This is a genomic window from Variovorax sp. GW822-FHT04E09, from assembly GCF_058800845.1.
Genome location: NZ_JBXAMR010000005.1, coordinates 364,577 through 383,247 on the forward strand (window position 1 = coordinate 364,577; position 18,671 = coordinate 383,247).

18 protein-coding genes are annotated in these 18,671 nt (G+C 68.4%); 3 read left to right on the plus strand and 15 right to left on the minus strand.

Translation table 11 applies throughout. The annotated features are described in order from the left end of the window. Nucleotides 1-470 precede the first annotated feature (470 nt). From AC1RL8_RS21850 to gspG, 12 genes are all read right to left on the minus strand, one after another. Nucleotides 471-1,370, minus strand: coding sequence for a 5'-nucleotidase (locus tag AC1RL8_RS21850; protein WP_070060017.1), 900 nt, complete (start codon nucleotides 1,368-1,370; stop codon nucleotides 471-473). 22 nt (nucleotides 1,371-1,392) lie between these two features. Next, nucleotides 1,393-2,637: a type II secretion system inner membrane protein GspF gene (gspF, locus tag AC1RL8_RS21855; protein WP_144004530.1), complete on the minus strand. Its 1,245-nt coding sequence runs from the start codon at nucleotides 2,635-2,637 to the stop codon at nucleotides 1,393-1,395. A gap of 9 nt (nucleotides 2,638-2,646) precedes the next feature. Further along, entirely contained in the window at nucleotides 2,647-4,038 is a 1,392-nt protein-coding gene (locus AC1RL8_RS21860) for a GspE/PulE family protein (RefSeq protein WP_062472610.1), read from the minus strand. A 27-nt stretch (nucleotides 4,039-4,065) separates the two neighbouring features. Continuing rightward, a complete protein-coding gene (gene gspD / locus AC1RL8_RS21865) occupies nucleotides 4,066-6,399 on the minus strand; it encodes a type II secretion system secretin GspD (protein WP_492686222.1) in 2,334 nt (777 codons plus the stop codon). A 7-nt stretch (nucleotides 6,400-6,406) separates the two neighbouring features. Beyond that, on the minus strand, nucleotides 6,407-7,210 hold the full coding sequence (gene gspN, locus AC1RL8_RS21870) for a type II secretion system protein N (protein WP_492686221.1): 804 nt from the start codon (nucleotides 7,208-7,210) through the stop codon (nucleotides 6,407-6,409). A gap of 23 nt (nucleotides 7,211-7,233) precedes the next feature. Continuing rightward, a complete protein-coding gene (locus tag AC1RL8_RS21875) occupies nucleotides 7,234-7,785 on the minus strand; it encodes a type II secretion system protein M (RefSeq protein ID WP_095948277.1) in 552 nt (183 codons plus the stop codon). Beyond that, entirely contained in the window at nucleotides 7,782-8,993 is a 1,212-nt protein-coding gene (gspL, locus tag AC1RL8_RS21880; protein ID WP_492686220.1) for a type II secretion system protein GspL, read from the minus strand. The genes AC1RL8_RS21875 and gspL overlap by 4 nt, the downstream gene beginning before the upstream one ends. A 131-nt stretch (nucleotides 8,994-9,124) precedes the next feature. Then, nucleotides 9,125-10,171 (minus strand): type II secretion system minor pseudopilin GspK, encoded by a 1,047-nt coding sequence (gspK, locus tag AC1RL8_RS21885; RefSeq protein WP_492686219.1) that lies wholly within the window; start codon nucleotides 10,169-10,171, stop codon nucleotides 9,125-9,127. Beyond that, on the minus strand, nucleotides 10,168-10,848 hold the full coding sequence (locus AC1RL8_RS21890; RefSeq protein ID WP_062472621.1) for a PulJ/GspJ family protein: 681 nt from the start codon (nucleotides 10,846-10,848) through the stop codon (nucleotides 10,168-10,170). The genes gspK and AC1RL8_RS21890 overlap by 4 nt, the downstream gene beginning before the upstream one ends. Then, the gene (gene gspI, locus AC1RL8_RS21895) at nucleotides 10,848-11,228 is read right to left on the minus strand and encodes a type II secretion system minor pseudopilin GspI (RefSeq protein ID WP_492686218.1); all 381 of its coding nucleotides are present in this window, start codon (nucleotides 11,226-11,228) and stop codon (nucleotides 10,848-10,850) included. The genes AC1RL8_RS21890 and gspI overlap by 1 nt, the downstream gene beginning before the upstream one ends. Further along, nucleotides 11,225-11,731 carry a prepilin-type N-terminal cleavage/methylation domain-containing protein gene (locus AC1RL8_RS21900; RefSeq protein ID WP_492686217.1) on the minus strand — a complete coding sequence of 169 codons (507 nt, stop codon included), beginning with the start codon at nucleotides 11,729-11,731 and terminating at the stop codon, nucleotides 11,225-11,227. Before AC1RL8_RS21900 ends, gspI begins: the two co-directional genes overlap by 4 nt. Continuing rightward, entirely contained in the window at nucleotides 11,706-12,146 is a 441-nt protein-coding gene (gene gspG / locus AC1RL8_RS21905; protein WP_056573020.1) for a type II secretion system major pseudopilin GspG, read from the minus strand. The genes AC1RL8_RS21900 and gspG overlap by 26 nt, the downstream gene beginning before the upstream one ends. 50 nt (nucleotides 12,147-12,196) lie before the next feature. Between gspG and AC1RL8_RS21910 the strand changes: the two genes are divergently transcribed. Further along, entirely contained in the window at nucleotides 12,197-12,829 is a 633-nt protein-coding gene (locus AC1RL8_RS21910; protein ID WP_492686216.1) for a type II secretion system protein N, read from the plus strand. Nucleotides 12,830-12,862: 33 nt separating this feature from the next. Here AC1RL8_RS21910 and ilvA read toward each other — a convergent pair whose 3' ends face one another. Further along, nucleotides 12,863-14,428 (minus strand): threonine ammonia-lyase, biosynthetic, encoded by a 1,566-nt coding sequence (gene ilvA, locus AC1RL8_RS21915; protein WP_493196605.1) that lies wholly within the window; start codon nucleotides 14,426-14,428, stop codon nucleotides 12,863-12,865. 73 nt (nucleotides 14,429-14,501) lie between these two features. On the opposite strand from ilvA, the gene AC1RL8_RS21920 reads away from it, so the two are divergent. Further along, entirely contained in the window at nucleotides 14,502-15,632 is a 1,131-nt protein-coding gene (locus tag AC1RL8_RS21920) for a site-specific integrase (RefSeq protein ID WP_492686215.1), read from the plus strand. 94 nt (nucleotides 15,633-15,726) lie between these two features. On the opposite strand, the gene AC1RL8_RS21925 is transcribed toward AC1RL8_RS21920, so the two are convergent. Next, nucleotides 15,727-17,010, minus strand: coding sequence for a porin (locus tag AC1RL8_RS21925; protein ID WP_492686400.1), 1,284 nt, complete (start codon nucleotides 17,008-17,010; stop codon nucleotides 15,727-15,729). A 272-nt stretch (nucleotides 17,011-17,282) separates the two neighbouring features. Between AC1RL8_RS21925 and AC1RL8_RS21930 the strand changes: the two genes are divergently transcribed. Continuing rightward, complete coding sequence (locus tag AC1RL8_RS21930; protein ID WP_062472691.1) at nucleotides 17,283-17,732, plus strand: OsmC family protein; 450 nt, start codon at nucleotides 17,283-17,285, stop codon at nucleotides 17,730-17,732. A gap of 28 nt (nucleotides 17,733-17,760) precedes the next feature. Here AC1RL8_RS21930 and coq7 read toward each other — a convergent pair whose 3' ends face one another. Then, nucleotides 17,761-18,390, minus strand: coding sequence for a 2-polyprenyl-3-methyl-6-methoxy-1,4-benzoquinone monooxygenase (gene coq7, locus AC1RL8_RS21935; RefSeq protein ID WP_095948284.1), 630 nt, complete (start codon nucleotides 18,388-18,390; stop codon nucleotides 17,761-17,763). Between the last annotated feature and the right edge of the window lie 281 nt (nucleotides 18,391-18,671).

Genomic DNA, 18,671 nt, shown 5'->3' on the forward strand with positions numbered 1-18,671 from the left:
TTGTCTGTCGAAGGAGGTGAAAGGCCGGCGCGAAAAAAAAGTGCCACGAAGGCACTGCGCACCGGACAGGCGACAAGACTAGGGAGAACCCGTTACTCGGCAGTGAACGAGCGATGACAGTGGGACGAAACGCGTGTGACAACGCGCTGGTCTTTGAGGTGGCGAGAGAAGGGCTGGGGCGCGTGCCCAGGCCACCGGGTACTTCCCTCCGCGAATGTCCCCCGGCCTGCGGCCTCCTCCTTGATTTCGCTGCGGGGAGCACCCAGTGCCCTGCGCACGAGGCACGTTGCTGGTGTGCGGCCGATCAACGACCGCACTGCCCATCGATCACGTCGATGGGGTGCCTTGCGCAGCGAAATCAAGGAGGAGGGCGAAGCCCGGGGGACATTCGCAGAGCAAGGTGCCCCGTCGGCGGGATCGCGCCCTGAACAGCATCACTCAATGCGACCCAACAGATCGCAAGGAGGTTTTCAGGGCTCGTTACTGATGCCGCTCGACACATGCCCCGCAGGCACATGCCGCGAGGCTGCGTCGACGTGACCGGTCTGGTCGTCGAAGAAGAAGTCGGGCTCGAACTCGCGCAGGAACTCGCCCTTGGGCAGGCCGCCGAGGAACATCGCTTCGTCGACGCGGATGTTCCACTTCATGAGCGTGCGGATCGCGCGCTCGTGCGCCGGTGCGCTGCGCGCCGTGACCAGCGCGGTGCGGATGCGCATCTGTGCATTGCCCGCCATCTGCAGGCGGTGCAGCGCCATCAATAGCGGCTTGAATGGGCCTTCGGGAAGGGGCAGGTCGGCCTTGCTGAGTTCGTGGGCCTGGAAGGCGTCGAGGCCCTCGGCCTGGAACACGCGCTCGGCTTCGTCGCTGAACAGCACGGCATCACCGTCGAAGGCGATGCGCACTTCGTTGGGCCACGCGTCACTGGCCTTCACCGATTCGACCAGCACGCGTGCGGCGGGGAAGCCTGCGGCGAGTGCCTCGCGCACGTCTTGCGCGTTGACCGACAGGAACAGGTGCGCGCGCAGCGGGCGCAGGTAGCCGAAGGGCGGGCGGCCCTGGGTGAACACGCCGCGCTGCAGCTTGATGTCGGCCGCGGCGCTTGACTTGAAGATGCGCATGCCCGACACCGGGTCGTTGCGCGAGAGGATGACCACCTCGACGCGCTGCACGCCGTCTTCGTTGAAGCGCAGCAGCTTGCGGATCAGCGACGACGCGATGCCGGGCGCGGCCGGTTCATCGATGCGGTCGAGCTGCAGCTTCATGTAGCCCTCGTTGTCGCCGGCCTCGAAGATCTTGTTTTCTTCTTCGAGGTTGAACAGGGCCCGCGAGGAGATCGCGACCACGAGTTTGTCTTCGAGCGTTACGGGCATGTGAGGGGCTCCCCGTCCGTCGTCACTTGACGAACTGGTTCAGCTGAATGATGGGCAGCATCACGGCCAGCACGATGAGCATCACCACGCCGCCCATGGCGACGATGAGCAGCGGCTCCAGGATGGTGGCCAGGTGCATGGCGCGGCGCTGCACTTCGGCGCCGAGCTGGTTGGCGGCGCGTTGCAGCATCACGGGCAGCGTGCCGGTCTGCTCGCCCAGGCGCGCGAACATCGACACCAGCCCCGGGAAGCGTTTCTTCTGCGCCAGCGCGGAGGCCAGCGGCGCGCCTTCGCGCACCAGCACCAGCGCGTCGAGCGCGTCGGCGCGCATGGCGCGGTTGCCCAGCGTTTCGGAGGCGGCCTGCAGCGCGCGCAGGATCGGCACGCCGGCCGTGGCCAGCATGGCGAGCGTGCTGGCGAAACGCGCCGCGTTGTAGCCGCGCGCGAGCTTGCCGACCAGCGGCAGCTTGAGCCAGGCGGCGTCGAACTTGAGGCGGAAGGCTTCCTGTGCCAGCGCGACACGCACGCCGATGGCTGCGATCACGATGGCACCCAGCATCCACCATCCGTAGTTGCGCACGGCGGCGCTCAGCGACAGCATCACGGTCGTGAGGAAGGGCAGCGAGCGCTTGGTGCCCGCGAACACCTGCGCCACCTGCGGCACCACGTAGCTCACGAGGAAGATCACGATCACGATCGCCACCAGCGTGACGATGGCCGGGTACAGCGCCGCGCCGATCAGCTTCTGCTGCAGCACCTGGCGCTCTTCGAGGTCGTCGGCCAGGCGTTCGAGCACGAGCCCGAGGTTGCCGCTTTGCTCGCCGGCGCCGATCACGGCGGTGTAAATGGGCGAGAACTCGCGCGGGTGCGCCGACAGCGCGCGCGCGAAGGGCGAGCCCGCGTTGACCTCGGCGCGCAGCGAGGCGACGAGGTTGCGCTGCGGTTCCGATTCGGCTTCGTCGGTGAGGGCTGTGAGCGCGCGTTCCAGCGGCAGGCCGGCCGAGATGAGGCCGGCGAGCTGGCGCGTCCACACGGCGAGGTTCGTCGAGTTGAAGACCCGCTTGCCGCCGCCAAGCCAGCGCGTGAGCGTGCTGCCGGCGCTGCCGCCACCGCCGGCCGCATCGCCGCCGCCGACCGGCTTGACCGACAGCGGAATGAGCGCCTGAGCCCGCAGCAGGCCGCGTGCGGCGCGCGCGGTGTCGGCCTCGAGCACGCCTTCGCGCGACTGGCCGCTGGCATCGATGGCTTCGAAGGAATAGGCGGGCATCGCGGGTCGCTACTCGCGGGTGACGCGCAAGAGTTCGGCGCGCGAGGTGATGCCGGCCTGCACCAGCCGTTCGCCGTCTTCGCGCATGGAGCGCAGGCCGCCGCGCGCGCCGGCTTCGAACAGCGCGCTCTCGGCGGCCTTGCCGTGGATGAGCGCCTGCACCTCGTCGTCGGCTACGAGCAGCTCGAAGATGCCGGTGCGGCCCTGGTAGCCGGTCTGGCCGCAGGCCTCGCAGCCCGCGCCGCCGCAGGCGGTGCAGACCTTGCGCACGAGGCGCTGCGCCAGCACGCCGAGCAGCGACGAGCTCAAGAGGAAGGGCTCCACGCCCATGTCGGTCAGGCGCGTGACGGCGCTCACCGAGTCGTTGGTGTGCAGCGTGGCCAGCACGAGGTGGCCGGTGAGCGAGGCCTGGATGGCGATCTGCGCGGTCTCGAAGTCGCGGATTTCGCCGATCATGATCACGTCGGGGTCCTGCCGCAGGATGGCGCGCAGGGCCTTGGCGAAGGTGAGTTCGATCTTGGCGTTGATCTGCGTCTGGCCCACGCCCGGCAGCTCGTACTCGATCGGGTCTTCCACCGTCATGATGTTGCTGCGGCTCGCGTCGAGCCGGGCCAGCGCGGCATACAGCGTGGTGGTCTTGCCTGAGCCGGTAGGGCCGGTCACGAGGATGATGCCGTGCGGCTGTGCAATGAGTTTTTCGAAGCGCGCCAGCGAGTCGCCCTGCATGCCGACCGATTCGAGCGTGAGCTTCGACTCGCTTTTGTCCAAAAGGCGCAGCACGGCGCGTTCGCCGTGCGCGCTGGGCAGCGTCGACACCCGCACGTCGACCGCGCGCGTGCCGATGCGCAGGCTGATGCGCCCGTCCTGCGGCAGCCGCTTCTCGGAGATGTCGAGGTCGGCCATGATCTTCAGGCGCGAGATGAGCGCCGCGTGCAGCGCGCGGTTGGGTTGCACCACCTCGCGCAGCGTGCCGTCGATGCGAAAGCGCACCGACGACGTGCGCTCGTAGGGCTCGATGTGGATGTCGCTGGCGCCGTCGCGCGCGGCCTGCGTGAGCAGCGCGTTCAGCATGCGGATGATGGGCGCGTCGCCGGCGCTGGCCAGCAGGTCTTCGACGGCCGGCAGCTCCTGCATCATGCGCGAGAGGTCGGCGTCGTTCTGCACTTCGCTGACCACCGCGGCGGCGCTCGATTCGCCCTGCGCGTAGGCGGCGCTGATGCGCTGCGCGAGCGGGCCGTCGTCGAGCACCTCGAAGGCCTGCACGCCGTACTTGCGGGTCACTTCACCGACCGCGCTGCGTGCCGGATGGGAAGACATCCACAGCGTGTGGCGGCCGTCGTCCGTGGCCTCGAGCAGCAGTTGCTGGCTGCGTGCGAACGCGTAGGGCAGGGGATAGCGCATGGGGGGATGGCGTGTGCGGGACGGGGTTCAGGGCGACTCGCGCGAGCTGGTCGGGTCGGAGGTGGGCGGCAGCGCGCCGCGCAGCGGGCTGGGGGCGAGCCGGCGGGTGTCGGTGGCGGGGCGCGGCGGCGGGATCAGCTGCGTGCCTTCCATGCGGGTCTCGCTGGTCTTCTTGCCGCTGTCGCTGCTGTTCAGGCGGTTGATGCGCACCAGCGGCGCCTCGGGCAGCACGGGCGCCGAGTCGACACCGCGCAGCATGATGTTGTCGGTGTTGGGCTGCGTGCGCTGCTGCATGCCGCGGATCTCGTCGTAGCGGTCGTAGGCGAAGGCTTCGGTGGAGGCGCCGTCGCGCATCACGGCGGGGCGCAGGAACATCATGAGGTTGCTCTTGTCGCGCGTGCGCACCTCGTTCTTGAACAGGTTGCCGAGCACGGGGATGTCGCCGGCCACGGGCACCTTCTCGACGGTGTTGCCGTAGTTGTCCGACAGCAGGCCGCCGAGCATCACGAGGCCGCCGTCTTCCACCAGCACGCTGGACTCGATGGAGCGCTTGTTGGTGGTCGGGCCGTTGGGGTCCTTGGCCGTGTTCTGGTCGACCGTGGAGGTCTCCTGGAAGATGGTCATCTTCACGGTGCCGTTCTCGTTGATGGTCGGTCGCACGCGCAGCGTGAGGCCCACGTCCTTGCGCTCCACCGTGGTGAACGGGTTGATGCCGACCGAGCCCGAGGTGCTGGCGTACTGGCCGGTCACGAAGGGCACGTTCTGGCCGATGACGATCTTGGCTTCTTCGTTGTCCAGCGTCAGCAGGTTGGGCGTGGACAGCACGTTGGCGTCGCCGTCGCTGTTGAAGAAGTTGGCGATGGCGCCCAGGATGTACTGGCCGCCGATCTTGCCGGCGATGCCCAGGTTCAGGCCGGTGGACGGCCGCACGTTGGCGACGTCGCGCGTGGCCAGGGCCTGCGTCAGCGCCAGGATGTTGGCGCTGGCCAGGCTGGAGTTGGTGCCGATGACGGCGTTGTTGCCCAGCGCGCTCTGCCACTGCACGCCGAAGTTGGCGGCCTTCTTGGCGCTGACCTCGACGATGAGCGCCTCGATCATCACCTGCGCGCGGCGCCCGTCGAGCTTGTCGATCACGGCGCGCATCTGGCGGTACTGCGGCTCGGGCGCGGTGATGATGAGCGAGTTGGTGCTCGGGTCGGCCTGGATCTGGCCGCCGGTGGACGGCTGGTTGGCGTTGTTCAGCGGCGCGTTGGCCGCGGCCGAACCACCGCCCTGGGTGTTGTTGCCGCCGAAGCCGGCCTGCGTCATCGGCATGCTGGCCGGCGGCACCGACGAACCGGCGCTGCCCGCGGCGCCGGGCGCGCCCGGCACCTGCGACTGCTGCTGGCTCGCGGCCATCGCGGCGCGCAGCGTGGCTGCGAGGCGCACCGCATCGGCGTTCTTCAGGTAGACCACGTAGATGTTGCCGGCCGCGCCGTTGCTGCTTTCGGCCGGCGCACGGTCGAGCTTCTCGACCAGCGTGCGCACGAGCTGCGCGCGCGCGGGGTTGGCGGCGCGAAGAATCAGCGAGTTGCTGCGCGGGTCGGCCATCAGCGTGGTGCGGAACGAGGCATCGGCCCCGCCCGGTGCGGCGGCGCCCGGCGCACCCGCGCCGCCGCCTTCGACCAGCCGCGTGACCAGCGGCACCATGTCGGTGGCCACCGAATGCTTGAGCTGGATGACTTCGATGTCGGACGCGTTGGGCACGTCGAGCGACGCGATGATGCGCGCCAGCCGGCGCATGTTGTCGGCGTAGTCGGTGATCACGAGCGAGTTGTTGCCCGGGTTCACGTTGATGGTGTTGTTCGGCGGGATCAGCGGGCGCAGCACCGGCAGCAGGCTGTTGGCCGACTCGTAGTTCAGGCGAAAGATCTGCGTGACGATCTGGTTGCCCGCGGCCGCGCTGGCGCCGCCGATGGAGGTGTTGACGGTGCTGGTCTGCAGCTTGGCGTCGGCCTCGGGCACCACCTTGTACAGGCCGTCGGCTTCCACCACCGCGAAGCCCTGCAGGCGCAGTGCGGCGGCGAACTGGTTGAACGCGGCGGCCGGCGCCAGCGGGCGGTCGGTGACCAGGTTCATGGTGCCCTTGACGCGCGGGTCGACCACCACGTCGCGCCCGGTGACCACGGCCATGGTGCGGGCCACGGCCTCGATGTCGGCGGCGGCAAAGTTCAGCGTGATCGGTTCGCCGCGCCGCGGGGCGTCACCGGTCTGCGCGTAGGCGGGCGGCAGCACCGGCACGAACGACGCCGCGATCAGCAGGCGTACCGCGAGCGCGACGAGGCCGGGGCGGGCGCCGGACGAGGACAGAGGCTTCTTCATGGTCGGATCAACCCAGGGTGATGATCGAGCGCGCACCGTCGCGCCGCCCGATGATGTTCAACAAATTGGAAAGTGCGTCTTCGCGGCCCGGTGCCGCGCTGGCTTCGCCGTTGAAGCGCAACGCGGTGCCGCTCCAGTCGCCGCTGCCGTTCAGTTCGAGGCTGCCTTCGCGCGTGCTCAGCAGCAGTGTGGGGCGCGCGCCGCCTTCGAGCGACAGGCGGTAGCTGCCCATCGGCCGAAGGGTCGACAGGGCGGACGACACATCGGTGGCGTCGAGCGTGGCCTGGCCCTCGATGCGCAAGGCGGGGCCGTCCCACTGCATGGCGAAAGCGCGGGTGTTGAGGTCGAGCGCGCCTTCGAGCTTGAGCGTGTTCCAGGGCGCGCCCAGGCCGGTGAGCAGCGTGGCGGGCCAGCGCGAGCGGGCGTCCTGCCAGGCGAGCTGCAGGCCGTTGGCGCGCGGGCTGGCCTGCAGGCCGAGCGGTTGCGCCGCGCAGCAAGAGAGGTCAAGTCGCGCCGACAGACCGCGCCAGTTCGGCCACATGCGCCAGTTCAAGAGGCCCGGCAACGAGACGGCCTGCGTGCCGCCCGCGCCACTGGCGAACACGACGGCGGCGGTGCCGTTCCAGACCGTGCCGCGCGGGTTGACCAGCAGCAGGCGGCCCTGCGTCCAGCCCGAGAGTGCCGAGGCGAGCCAGCGTGCCGGTGCGAACAGCACGACCGCGACCAGCATGCCGGTCGCGGCGCCGAGCACGGCCCAGCGCCAGCTGCCGCGGCGCGGCTGGAGGTCGGGGACCGGGGGACGTCTCGCCATGCCGTGCGGTGCGTGGGGCTGCTTCAGCGCGGGGCGGGCAGCGCCATCACGAGCGTGCCGTCCCAGCGGGGTTGCGGAGGTTGGTCGGGCGTGGCGGGCGCGGGCTTGGCGCCCGGCGGCGGCGGTGCGACGGGCGCGCGCGTCAGGTGCACTTCGCGCGGCACGGCGTGGGCGTTGCCGCGCGCCTGTGCGAGCCATTGCGCCAGGTTCTGGGCGGGCGCGCCGCGCAGCGTGACGGTGGCGGCGCCGTCGCCGCCGGCCGTCATGAGCTGCGCGTTCGTGACGCCCAGGCCGTCGCGCACCGAGCTTTCGAGCGCGCGCAGGGCGTCGTCGCGTGCCAGGCGCGGTTGCGACTGCAGCGCCTTCGCGCGGTTCTGCAAGGTGGCCATCTGCTGGAGCTGGGCGTCGAGCCGCGCGTGTTCGGCCGGGGCCGCGGCCAGCGTGCGCAGCGCGGGGGCGAGCGCGATCCACCAGAGCAAGGCCAGTGCCACCAGCGCGACGGCGCCGATGACGAGGCGGCGCTCGCGCATCCCGAGGACGGCCCAGCGGGCCTTGAGTTGTTCGCTGAAGTTCATCGGTTGGCCTCGGCCTGCACCAGCAGCAGGTCGCCTTCGGTGCGCACCTGGTAGCCGCGCGGCGACAGCGCGGCGGTGATCTGCGTGACCTCCTGCGGCTGCAGCCCGAGGCCACGCAGGCGCAGCTGGCCGGCGCTGAAATCGATCGCGCTCGGGGAGCGGCCGGACGGCAGGGCGGCGGCGATGGCGCCGACCATGGGTTCGAAATCGCTCGGTGCCACGTCGCCCACGGCCTGCTGCAGCGCGGCGACTTCGCGGCCCATCTGCAGCGGCGCGTCGACCACGATCTTCACCGAGGGGAAGGTCTGCGTCAGGATGGCGCGCGTGGCCTGGCGCTTGGATTCGAGCGCGTTGCGCTCCTTCCAGGCCCAGGCGTTCAGGCCGATCAATTGCGTCAGCAACAGCACCACGACGCCCCAGCGCGCGGCGCGCCATTCGGGCGCGAAGCGCAGCGTCTGCAGCACCGAGGCGAATTTCTTGCCGGCGCGCGCGCGGCCCGTCACGGCCAGGTCGAACTGCGCGAGCTCCCAGGGCGTGCGCGTGGCGTGCAGCCAGCGCTGCGGCGCCTGCACGATCGGCACGCGGCGCTGCAGCAGGTGCTCGGCCGCTTCGGCGACGGCGGGTTCGGTGGTGATGACGGCGGTGTCCAGCGGCAGGCCGTTCGACAGGGCCAGGCCCGCGCCGGCCAGCGGCAGCGAGACCACGCCGTCGCCGTCGCACACCGTGAGTTGCGGCGCCTCGGGCTCGCCCGTGACCTGCAGCAGCGGCGGCGCGTCGGCGGGCTGCGGCGTGAATTCGGGAACGATGCGCACGACGCGCCGGCCGGCGGCTTCGAGCCCCTGCACGACGCTGCGCAGCCAGATGCGGTTGCAGGCCGCGACCCACACCGGCTCGCCAGCCTTGGCGTCGGGCGCGAGCGCGAAGTGCAGGGCTTCCGGGTCGTCGAGCAGGTGTTCTTCGAGCAGGCCGTCGAGCACGGCGCGCAGCTTCGAGGTGCTGCCCATGCTGCCCTTGGGCAGCGTGACGCGGTGCCACGACAGCGCCGAGGACGGAATGCCGAGCGTGACTTCAGGGCCCGACGGCAGCAGCGTCAGCAGCGCGCGGCCCTGGTCGCGCAGGGCGATGCCGTCCTCACCGGCCTGGGCCCAGTCGTACTCGCCCGCGGCATCGGCCGGAGGGAGGGGGGCAAGGAGCAGCAGCGGGGTCATGTCGGGGGGTGTCGGAAAAGCCGGTGATTGTAGGAGGGTGGCTTACAAGTTGTTGCTATTGTTTGAATAGCATATCTTGCAGAGACTACGTGCGTTTGACGGTGTTTTGATCAGAGAAAAGGAAACCGGCGTCAGGGTTTTGCCGGGGGCATGGTGGCGCCCGCGCCACGGGTGCGCCAGACGGTGGTCACGGCCAGGCCCTTGCGAAAGAGCAGCGAATGCTCCTCGACCCAGGTGCGGTCCAGCCGCAGCCGGCCGTAGACCTCGAAGTACTGGGTGCCCACGCCGTGCTGGGCTGCGTTGAAGCGCGAGCCGCCGCTGGGCAGGCCGGCGTTGGCTTCCTCGATGTTCTTGAAGAAGGAGCGGGTGCGCCGCTCCACCAGCTGGCGCGCGCTGGCGATGCCCAGCGATTCGACGCTCGCGCTGATGGCCTCGGCGCTGGCCGTGTTGAGGTTGAGCGTGGTGCGCTCCGGCAGGATCGTCACGTAGGGTTCGAGCGCGGCGGCGGTGGCGGGCGAGAGGCCGAGCCAGACCAGTTGCGCGACTTCCTGCGGCATCAGCGGGGCGGCGCCGGTGTCGGCGCTGGCATCGCTGCTGCCGCCACCGCCGCCACCGCCGCTACCGCCTGAGGCGGCGTCGGTGCTGCCGGTGTGCAGCGCGCTCGCGAGCCGCGCGGTCATCTGGGTCAGCTCGCCCGCCGGCAGGCCCAGCAGGTTGAAGAGGCGCGTGAAGGTCGCGACGCTGGCCGGCACCGGCTTGCCGGCGTCCACCAGCGACAGCACGTTGAGCTTGGACTGCGCATCGACGATGCGGCCCGACAGGAAAGCATCGGGCAGGCCTTCGAGGTTGTCGCTCGCCACGTTCTTCTCAGCCGACAGGAAGCTGGTGAGGCGGGCCTCTTCGAGCGGCACGGCCCACGGTTCGCCGAGGTGGTCGGGGCCGCCGGCGCGGCCGTCTTCGCCGAGGATCAGGCGCGACCAGTCGAGCGCGCCGATCAGCACCCAGGCCGCCTGCACGCGCGCGCGCTCAGCGCCTTCGACCTCGGCCGAACGCCACTGCTGCCAGAGCGCGGCGGCGGAGAAGGTGGCGACCAGCATCACGGTCAGCATGGCGGCGAGCAGCGCGGCGCCGCGCTGGCGGCGCGTGCTGGTCACGCGATGGCGTTGCGGCGCGGTCATGAGCGCGGCCCCCCGAGCGTCGGGCGCACCCAGTCGCGCGTGAGCGTGCCCGAGAGCCCGTCGCCGGGCGGCAGGGTCAGCACCAGCCGCACGCCGTCGGGCATGGCGATGAGCGCGCCGGCCGGGTTGGACGGGTTCGCCGCCGCCACGGGCAGCGGCTCCGCCGGCACCCAGGCGTTGTTGCGGAAGTACGCGAGCTGCCAGCTGTTGACCGGCATCAACGCCACATCGGTGGCGCCGCCGGTGGGCGCGGCGCCGTCCTGCGCCCACGCGGCCGCGAGGTTCCAGGCCTGCACCCATTCGCCGCGCGTGGCGAAAGGCGCCGACTGCCAGCGCCGCCAGCGCGTGCCGTCGGCACCGGGGCGCAGCGTCCAGGCGACGACCTGCACGGTCGGCGTGCTGGTGTCGCTGCCGCGGCGCGTCATGCGCAGCACGCGGCCGTCCCAGTCGATCGGGCGGGTCTGCGCGAGCAGGGTGATGGCGTCGAGGTCGGCGCTCCACTGCGCGAGCGTGGCCTGCAGTGTGAGCACCGCGTCGGCGCGCAGCTGGTTCTGCGTGGTGGCGCGCGACATGCTGTCCAGGCCGCGCCAGCTCACGAGCGCGAGCAGCGCCATCACGGCGATGGCGACCAGCAGCTCGATCAGCGTGAAGCCGCGTGCGCGCGAAGGCTTCGTCATCAGACGCGCCCCACCACGGTCGACACGCGCAGCAGCGGTGCGCTGCCTTCGTCGCGCACCTGCACGTCGACGCGCCGGAAATTCGGGTTGAGCGTGGGCACCGTCGTGGTCGTCACCAGGAAGGTGAGGCCGGCCTGCAGGCAGATGGAGCCCGAGTCGCCGATGGCCGGCATCTGCCGCGACAGGCGCGCCTTGGCGAGTTCGTTTTCGGCGCACAGGCCGGCCAGCACGAGGTCGGACTGGCGCTGCGCATTGCGCGTGAGCGACATCGTGGCCTGCGAGCCGGCCGCCAGCGCGAGCGCGACGATGCCCAGCGCGATCAGCACCTCGACCAGCGTGAAGCCGTGGCTGGAGCCGGCGCGCCGCAGCCGTTGCGTCATGGCACGGCGAACACGGTGAAGGGCCGCAGCCCGTCGGTCGCGACGCGCAGCACGCGCGCGGGCGGGCCGTCGCTGTGCAACATGACCTGCTGCGCCGGAATGATGGGGTCGGGCCCGAGCTGCAGCGCTGCCACCGGCGTGTCGCCGCCCAGCATGGGCTGGGCCGTGATGCCTGCGTGGGTCCAGCCGGTGGGCAGCGCGTCGGCGGGCAGGCCGTCGAAGACGAAGCCGCCGCCTTCGACGAGACGCCAGCGCACCATGACGCCGCTGGCGCGCGACTGGGCGCGGGCCGATTCGAGCAGGGCGGCGAGGCGGTCGGCCTCGCGGTCGAGCGCGGCGGCGTTGGTGTCGCGCATCGCGAAGCTCACGCTGGCGGTCGCGATGGCGATGATCGCGATCACCACGATCAGCTCCAGCAGCGTGAAGCCGCGCGCTGCGTGAGGCGGTGGCAGCACCACGCGGCCGGGGGCGATGCGCTTACTGCCAGCTGCCGATGTCGGCATTCTTGCCCTCGCCGCCGCTCTGTCCGTCGGCGCCGAAGGAGAGCACGTCGATTTCGCCCTTGATGCCCGGGTTCATGTACTGGTACGGATGGCCCCAGGGGTCGTTGGGCAGCTTCTCGACGTAGGGCTTCCAGTTGGGCGCGGCCGGGCCCGCGGTGGGGCGGGTCAGCAGCGACTGCAGGCCCTGCTCGGCGGTCGGGTAGCGCTGGTTGTCGAGGCGGTAGAGCTTGAGCGCCTGCATCAGGTTGTTGATGTCGGTGCGGGCGGCGGTGACGCGGGCGTCGTCGGCGCGCTCGATCACGTTCGGCACGATCAGCGCAGCGAGCACGCCGATGATGACAAGCACCACCATGAGTTCGATCAGCGTGAAGCCGCGTTGTGCGGTGCGGGAGACGGAACGAAGGAGTTTGTTCATAGCTTGCGGGGACATGAGGCGGTAAGCGCGCTGCATGATAATCCGCGGCCATGACAAGTCCTTACTCCGCAGCCCGCTGGCATGCCCCACTTGCAACGACGGGGCTTTGGGCGTTGGCCGCGGGCGCCGCGGTGTTCTGGGCGCTGCGGCTGGCTTCGCCGGCCGACGCCGTGGCCGCTGCGGCCACGATGCCGCGCGCACCGGTCGCGGCCGATGCCGAGGCGGTGGCCCGGTTGCTGGGCGTGGTCACGGTGACGTCGAACGCCCCCGTGGCGCCGGAGGCCGCGAGCCGCTTCGCGCTGTCGGGCGTGGTGGCGGACCCGTCGAACCAGGGCGCGGCGCTGATCTCCATCGACGGCAAGCCGCCGCGGCCGTTCCGCGTCGGCTCGAAGGTCGGCGAGAGCTATGTGCTGCAGTCGGTGGGCGTGCGCGCGGCGACGCTCGGTGCCCAGCGCGACGGGCCGGCGGCGTTCACGCTGCAGCTGCCGGTGCGTGCGCCGCTGAGCATGGGGCTTCCGACGCCGCCTGCCGGTCTGCCATCGGTGCAGTCACCTGCGCCAGCCGGACCGTTGCCGGCCACGATGCCGACGATGGTGATGCCGCCGCCGCAACAGCAGCAACTTCCTGCAACGGCGGGCGCCGCGATGGAGCCGCCGCCGCAGGCGCAGACCCCTGCGCAGTAAGCGCAGCGGTCGCTTTCTCTTTTCTTCTTTTCTTCAGGCCTGAAGGAACAGGCGGTAGGCCGGGTTGGCCGTTTCCTCGACACAGGGATAGCCCAGGGTTTCGAGGAAGCTGTCGAAGGCCGCCGACTCCTCGGCCGGCACCTGCAGTCCCACGAGGATGCGCCCGTAGTCGGCACCCTGGTTGCGGTAGTGGAACAGGCTGATGTTCCAGTTCGGCCGCATCAGGCTCAGGAACTTGAGCAGCGCACCGGGACGTTCGGGGAACACGAAACGCAGCAGGCGCTCGTCGTGCGCCAGCCCCGTGCGGCCACCCACCAGGTGGCGCAGGTGCTCCTTGGCGAGCTCGTCGTGCGTGAGGTCGAGCGCGTCGAAGCCGTGTTCGATGAAGACCTTCGCGATGGTGGCCGACTCGCCACGCGCCGAGGTCGTGAGGCCGACGAACACGTGGGCCTTGGCGGCATCGCTGATGCGGTAGTTGAACTCGGTCACGTTGCGCGGTGCGCCGCCGGCCGGCAGCTGGCTGATGAGTTCGCAAAAGCGACGGAAGCTGCCGCGCTCTTCGGGGATGGTCACGGCGAACAGCGCTTCGCGTTCCTCACCGACCTCGGCCCGCTCGGCCACGAAGCGCAGCCGGTCGAAGTTCATGTTGGCGCCGCACAAGATCGCCGCGTAAGTCTCGCCTTGCCGGCCATGCTCGGCCGCGTACTGCTTGATGGCCGCCACGGCCAGCGCGCCGGCCGGCTCGACGATGCTGCGCGTGTCGACGAACACGTCCTTGATGGCGGCGCACACGGCGTCGGTGTCGACCGAGATGTAGCCGTCGACCAGGTTCTGCGCGATGCGGAAGGTTTCCTCGCCGACCAGCTTGACGGCCGTGCCATCGGAGAACAGGCCGACGTCGGGCAGGTTCACGCGCTGGTGCGCGGCGACCGATTGCATCATCGCGTCGGAGTCGTTCATCTGGACGCCGATCACCTTGATCTCGGGCCGCACGGCCTTGATGTAGTTGGCCACGCCGGAGATGAGGCCGCCGCCGCCGATCGCCACGAACACCGCGTCGAGCGGGCCCTGGTGCTGGCGCAGGATTTCCATCGCGATGGTGCCCTGGCCCGCGATGACGTCGGGATCGTCGAAGGGATGGACGAAGGTCAGGTTCTGCTGCGTCTGCAATTCGAGCGCATGCAGGTAGGCGTCGGAATAGCTGTCGCCATACAGCACGATCTCGCCGCCGAAACCACGCACCGCATCGATCTTCAATTGCGGCGTGGTCACAGGCATCACGATCACGGCGCGCGTGCCGAGCTTGCGCGCACCGAGCGCAACGCCTTGCGCGTGATTGCCGGCCGATGCGCAAATCACACCGCTCGCCAATTGCGCTTTGCTCAGGTGCGCCATCTTGTTATAGGCACCGCGCAGTTTGAAACTGAATACGGGTTGCTGGTCCTCGCGCTTGAGCAACACGGTATTGCCAAGTCGCTCGCTGAGCGCGCGCGCTTTCTCCAACGCAGACTCGACGGCCACGTCGTAGACCCGCGCATTGAGGATTTTTCTGAGATAGTCGGCGGGCGTTAACGCCGCAGTAACAGGTGCATTGCGCAAGATCTTTTCCAGGGAGTTTTCATTTGCTAACCATCAATCATAAGAGGCATCGGTATTGCATGCGGGGAATGGCATGGACACAAATGTCATAAACCTATTCCGCAAGGCTCCTGCTGCAAATGATTCCGGTTTTTTTGCGCGCACCTATCCCGCGATTCATACGCCCGCTAATTCAATAACAGTTGGGCAGAATTTGTTATCAGTTTCTGTCAGTGACCTTTCGAAGGGACTGATGCAGGCCGAGGCCGCGCGCGTGCAACGCGGCGAAATCGGACGGCCCACATGGCAGGTCATGGGCAACAGATTGCGTGCGCACATCGTTCCGTTGCTGGGCGATGTGCCGGTGGCTGTGTTCGCGACCACGGACGTGCAGCGCCTGATCGATCACCTCGGCGAACAAGGCTTTACGAGCACGACGATCGCGCAGTACCTCGTCTTGCTCCGCAAGGTGGTCATGCATGGCGTGCACGTCGGTGCGTTGCGCGAGGCCCCCGTGTTCCCGAAGGTCAAGGTGCGCAGCCAGCCGCGCGGCAGCTTCAGCGTGGCGGAGTACCGTGCGCTGATTGCGGCGGCGCGCAGCTTGCGCGGCCATTCGCACCCGGTGCTGGACCGGTTGACGGCTGGCGAACGTTTCTGGATCGCTCGCGAATTGCTCGTCATGCCCGACGAGTTGCCGTGGCTGATCCGCTGGATGGTCAACACCTTCGTGCGTCCCAGCGACATCAAGCTCATGAAGCACAAGCACATCGAGGTGGTGCGCGGCAAGCATGTCTACCTGCGGATGAACCTGCCGGAGACCAAGCGGCACAGCCAGCCCATCGTGAGCCTGCGACCTGCCGTTCGTGTCTATGAATGCTTGGTCGCGTACCGCGAGACCCATGGTTTCGGCGGGGCGGAAGACTACATCTTCATGCCGCATCTGAAGAACCGCGAGCACGCGCTGGCGGTTCTCAATTTCTTCTTTCACTGGGTGCTCGAAAAGACCGGTCTCGAGAAAGGACCGCTGGGTCAGTCGAGGACGCTGTACTGCTTGCGCCATACGGCCATCACGTTGCGGCTCTTGTATGGGCAGGGGATCGACATGCTGACGCTGGCACGCAATGCGCGAACGAGCGTCAACATGGTTGAGCGTTTCTACGCATCGGTGCTGAGCGGAGAAATGAATGTGGGGCTGCTGCAGAGCAGGCGTGGCCGGATGAATTGAGGAAGGACAAAAAGCCGCCCGGCTTGAACCGGGCGGCTTGAGCGTTTGCAGATTCAAACTGGCGTGGGCCAGCATGTGAATCGACAGCGAACGATCAGAAGGCGTGACGGATGCCGAAGTCGTAGCCCGTCGAGGTCTTCGGCGTGAAGCCGTTCCCGGTGCCTTGGAAGCCCGGGCCGCCGACGGTCAGCGATGCGCCGTTCTTGTTGCTCACACGGGCAACGGTGGCGTACAGGGCCGTGCGCTTCGACAGGTTGTGCACGTAGCCGATGGCCAGCTTGTTGGCCTTCTTGTCGGCGGGCAGCACTTCCCAGGGGTTGCGGGCAACCAGGTTCTCGTCGTACTTGACGCTCGAGTACGAAGCGCGGATCAGGCCGGCGCCGACCGGCACGGTCACACCCAGCAGGTAACCGGTCAGGTCGATGTCCGGACGGCCGCCGAGGTACGGTTCGACTTCGTAGTCAACCTTGTTCTTGGCGCGCGACAGTTCACCGAACAGCTTCACGGGGCCGAAGTCGTACGAAGCGCCCAGGTTCAGTGTGTTGACCTTGGTGGTCGTGCCGACATAGAACTGGTCACCCACGGTGCTGCTGCCGTAAGCCAGCGCAACATCCAGCGGACCGTTGGCGTAGCCGAAGCGACCGCCGACATAGCGACCGGTGCGCGAGGCGTTTTCGGCGAGGGGCGGCGTTGCGGTGCCCGGGCTGTACTTGGTCTTCTCGTGGAAGCCGTACATCACCTGGCCGTAGAAGCCGCCCAGGTTCGGCGGCAGGAAGTAGCCGATGCTGTTGCCGGCGCGAACGTAGTTGCTGCCACCAGCATCGGGGAGCTGCGGTACGTTCTTGAGGGCGTCGGGGAGCTTCTTGCCGTCGGCATAGCCGGTGAAGCCGCCGAATGCGCCATTGGCTGTGTTGACCAGGTTGGAGCCGACGCCATTGGTGCCGAACGGATCGAACACGGTGTCGTTCCAGAACGTTGGGGTGTAGTCGCGGCCGAGACGGACTTCACCGAAACCACCCGACAGGCTCACGGTCGAACGGCGCGTGAATGTCGAGAGGCCCGTCTGGCCATCGTCGTTGCTGATCGGGGCTTCGAGCCAGAAGCTGGCGGCCAGGCCACCACCGAGGTCTTCCGTGCCACGGAAGCCCAGGCGGCTGGAGTTGTAGCCCGAGTGGGCCAGTTCACGGCGGCTCGCCTTGATGCTGCCGCGGTTCAGGTAGAACGGGTTGTAGATGGGGAAGCCGAGCCGGTCGTACGTGACGCCGTTGCCCAGGTCCCGCGAGGTGGACGAGTAGCCGCTGATCGACGCGTCGACCACACCAAACAGCGTGACGGACGACTGAGCCGAGGCAACACCGGCAACAGCCAGGGCAGCCAGAGCAGTTGCCCTTTCGCAGTGGGCGGCTAGAGTGGCGCGGCCATCGGGGCGCACAAAGAAAAAAGCCCCGAGTCTTGCGACTCGGGGCTAAATCCACCAATTGGAAGGGTGGAGGAGACAACTGGGTGCGCACCATGAAGTGCGCAGCAATGAAATAGAGTATACCCACCCTTTGTTGCAATGCAACAAGCAGGCGATGCTTTTCCCACACACAAGTTGATGTTTGGTGCGCATTTTTCCGCACGAATTCATCCCAATTGGAGCTGAACACCATGGAATGCACAGTAAGTTGGACCGGTGACGCAGGCACCCGATCGGCCATGGGCTTCGTGGCCGAGACCGGCAGCGGCCATGTCCTGATGATGGACGGCGCTCCGGATGCGGCCAAGCCCGAGAACGGCGGTCAGAACCTGGCGGCGCGGCCGATGGAAACCGTGCTCGCGGGCACGGGCGGTTGCACCGCCTACGACGTGGTGCTCATATTGAAGAGGGGGCGCCATCGCGTCGAGCGCTGCAGCGTCAAGCTGACCAGCGAGCGCGCCGAGAAGGATCCCAAGGTCTTCACGAAGATCCACATGCACTTCACCGTGGCGGGCAAGGGCATTCCGGCGACCGCCGTGGAGCGGGCGATCGCGCTCAGCCACGAAACCTACTGCTCCGCCAGCATCATGTTGGCGAAGACGGCGGAAATCACGACCAGCTTCGATCTGATCGAAACCTGAAAACCCCGTTGGACGGCGGCCGAAGGCCCTAGATTCGGTGGGCGACGGTCGTCATGACCCGCGATGCCAGGCGCATCAGGGCCTTGGCCGGGGCCGGCAGTTCCGCTGCGCCCGCGTCGACGGCCTGCGTGGCGTGGCGGGCCTCGTCAATCTTCATTTGCTCGACCACGGCGCGGGACGCGTGATCGGTCGACGGCAGGCGGTCCAGGTGGCTTTCAAGGTGCGCTTCCACCTGCCGTTCGGTTTCGGCGACGAAGCCGAGGCTTAAGGGGTCGCCCAGGCGTCCGGCAATCAGGCCAAGACCGAAGGCGCCTGCATACCAGAGTGGATTCAGCAGGGACGGGCGGGCGCCCAGGTCGTCCAGCCGTTGCCGGGTCCAGGCCAGGTGATCGGTTTCTTCATGCGCGGCTTCCAGGAAGTGCGCGCGCAACGCCGGGTCCCGCGCCACGGCGGCCTGGGCGGTGTACAGCGCCTGGGCACAGACTTCGCCGACATGGTTCACGCGCATCAGCGCACCGGCCTCGCGGCGCTCTGATTCGCTCAATTCACCTTGCGGCTGGATCGCGGGCGGAAGCGCCCGGGTGGCGTGAGATCGGGCAAAAAGCGTGCGCAAAGCCGCATCGGCGGCTGTGAGGGCAGGGTCGAGCAGGGCGGTCATGGGTCTATTTGAACGCACCTGTCCGGCGATGCAAGGACAGCACATTTCGTTTCATATCGTGGCAAAACCACCCGTCTAAGTCCTTTGTTGCACGACTGCAACGAAACACACGGGGCTTCCAAGATTTAGGGCGATTTGTTTTGCCCTGCCGCAGCGGCTCTGGTGCAATAGCATCAACTTCCCAAAAGGAGGTTGGCCCGGGGTCCGGTGGGAGCACAAAAGTGCCAGTCACGGTGAGCCCTTCGCACCGGAGCCCTATGTTTAACCTTGGAGAAACTTGC

Coding starts and splice junctions, on each gene's coding strand:
- AC1RL8_RS21850 (WP_070060017.1), bottom strand. CDS start 1,370: ATGCCCGTAACGCTCGAAGACAAACTCGTGGTCGCGATCTCCTCGCGG.
- gspF (WP_144004530.1), bottom strand. CDS start 2,637: ATGCCCGCCTATTCCTTCGAAGCCATCGATGCCAGCGGCCAGTCGCGC.
- AC1RL8_RS21860 (WP_062472610.1), bottom strand. CDS start 4,038: ATGCGCTATCCCCTGCCCTACGCGTTCGCACGCAGCCAGCAACTGCTG.
- gspD (WP_492686222.1), bottom strand. CDS start 6,399: ATGAAGAAGCCTCTGTCCTCGTCCGGCGCCCGCCCCGGCCTCGTCGCG.
- gspN (WP_492686221.1), bottom strand. CDS start 7,210: ATGGCGAGACGTCCCCCGGTCCCCGACCTCCAGCCGCGCCGCGGCAGC.
- AC1RL8_RS21875 (WP_095948277.1), bottom strand. CDS start 7,785: ATGAACTTCAGCGAACAACTCAAGGCCCGCTGGGCCGTCCTCGGGATG.
- gspL (WP_492686220.1), bottom strand. CDS start 8,993: ATGACCCCGCTGCTGCTCCTTGCCCCCCTCCCTCCGGCCGATGCCGCG.
- gspK (WP_492686219.1), bottom strand. CDS start 10,171: ATGACCGCGCCGCAACGCCATCGCGTGACCAGCACGCGCCGCCAGCGC.
- AC1RL8_RS21890 (WP_062472621.1), bottom strand. CDS start 10,848: ATGACGAAGCCTTCGCGCGCACGCGGCTTCACGCTGATCGAGCTGCTG.
- gspI (WP_492686218.1), bottom strand. CDS start 11,228: ATGACGCAACGGCTGCGGCGCGCCGGCTCCAGCCACGGCTTCACGCTG.
- AC1RL8_RS21900 (WP_492686217.1), bottom strand. CDS start 11,731: ATGCCGACATCGGCAGCTGGCAGTAAGCGCATCGCCCCCGGCCGCGTG.
- gspG (WP_056573020.1), bottom strand. CDS start 12,146: ATGAACAAACTCCTTCGTTCCGTCTCCCGCACCGCACAACGCGGCTTC.
- AC1RL8_RS21910 (WP_492686216.1), top strand. CDS start 12,197: ATGACAAGTCCTTACTCCGCAGCCCGCTGGCATGCCCCACTTGCAACG.
- AC1RL8_RS21920 (WP_492686215.1), top strand. CDS start 14,502: ATGGACACAAATGTCATAAACCTATTCCGCAAGGCTCCTGCTGCAAAT.
- AC1RL8_RS21930 (WP_062472691.1), top strand. CDS start 17,283: ATGGAATGCACAGTAAGTTGGACCGGTGACGCAGGCACCCGATCGGCC.
- coq7 (WP_095948284.1), bottom strand. CDS start 18,390: ATGACCGCCCTGCTCGACCCTGCCCTCACAGCCGCCGATGCGGCTTTG.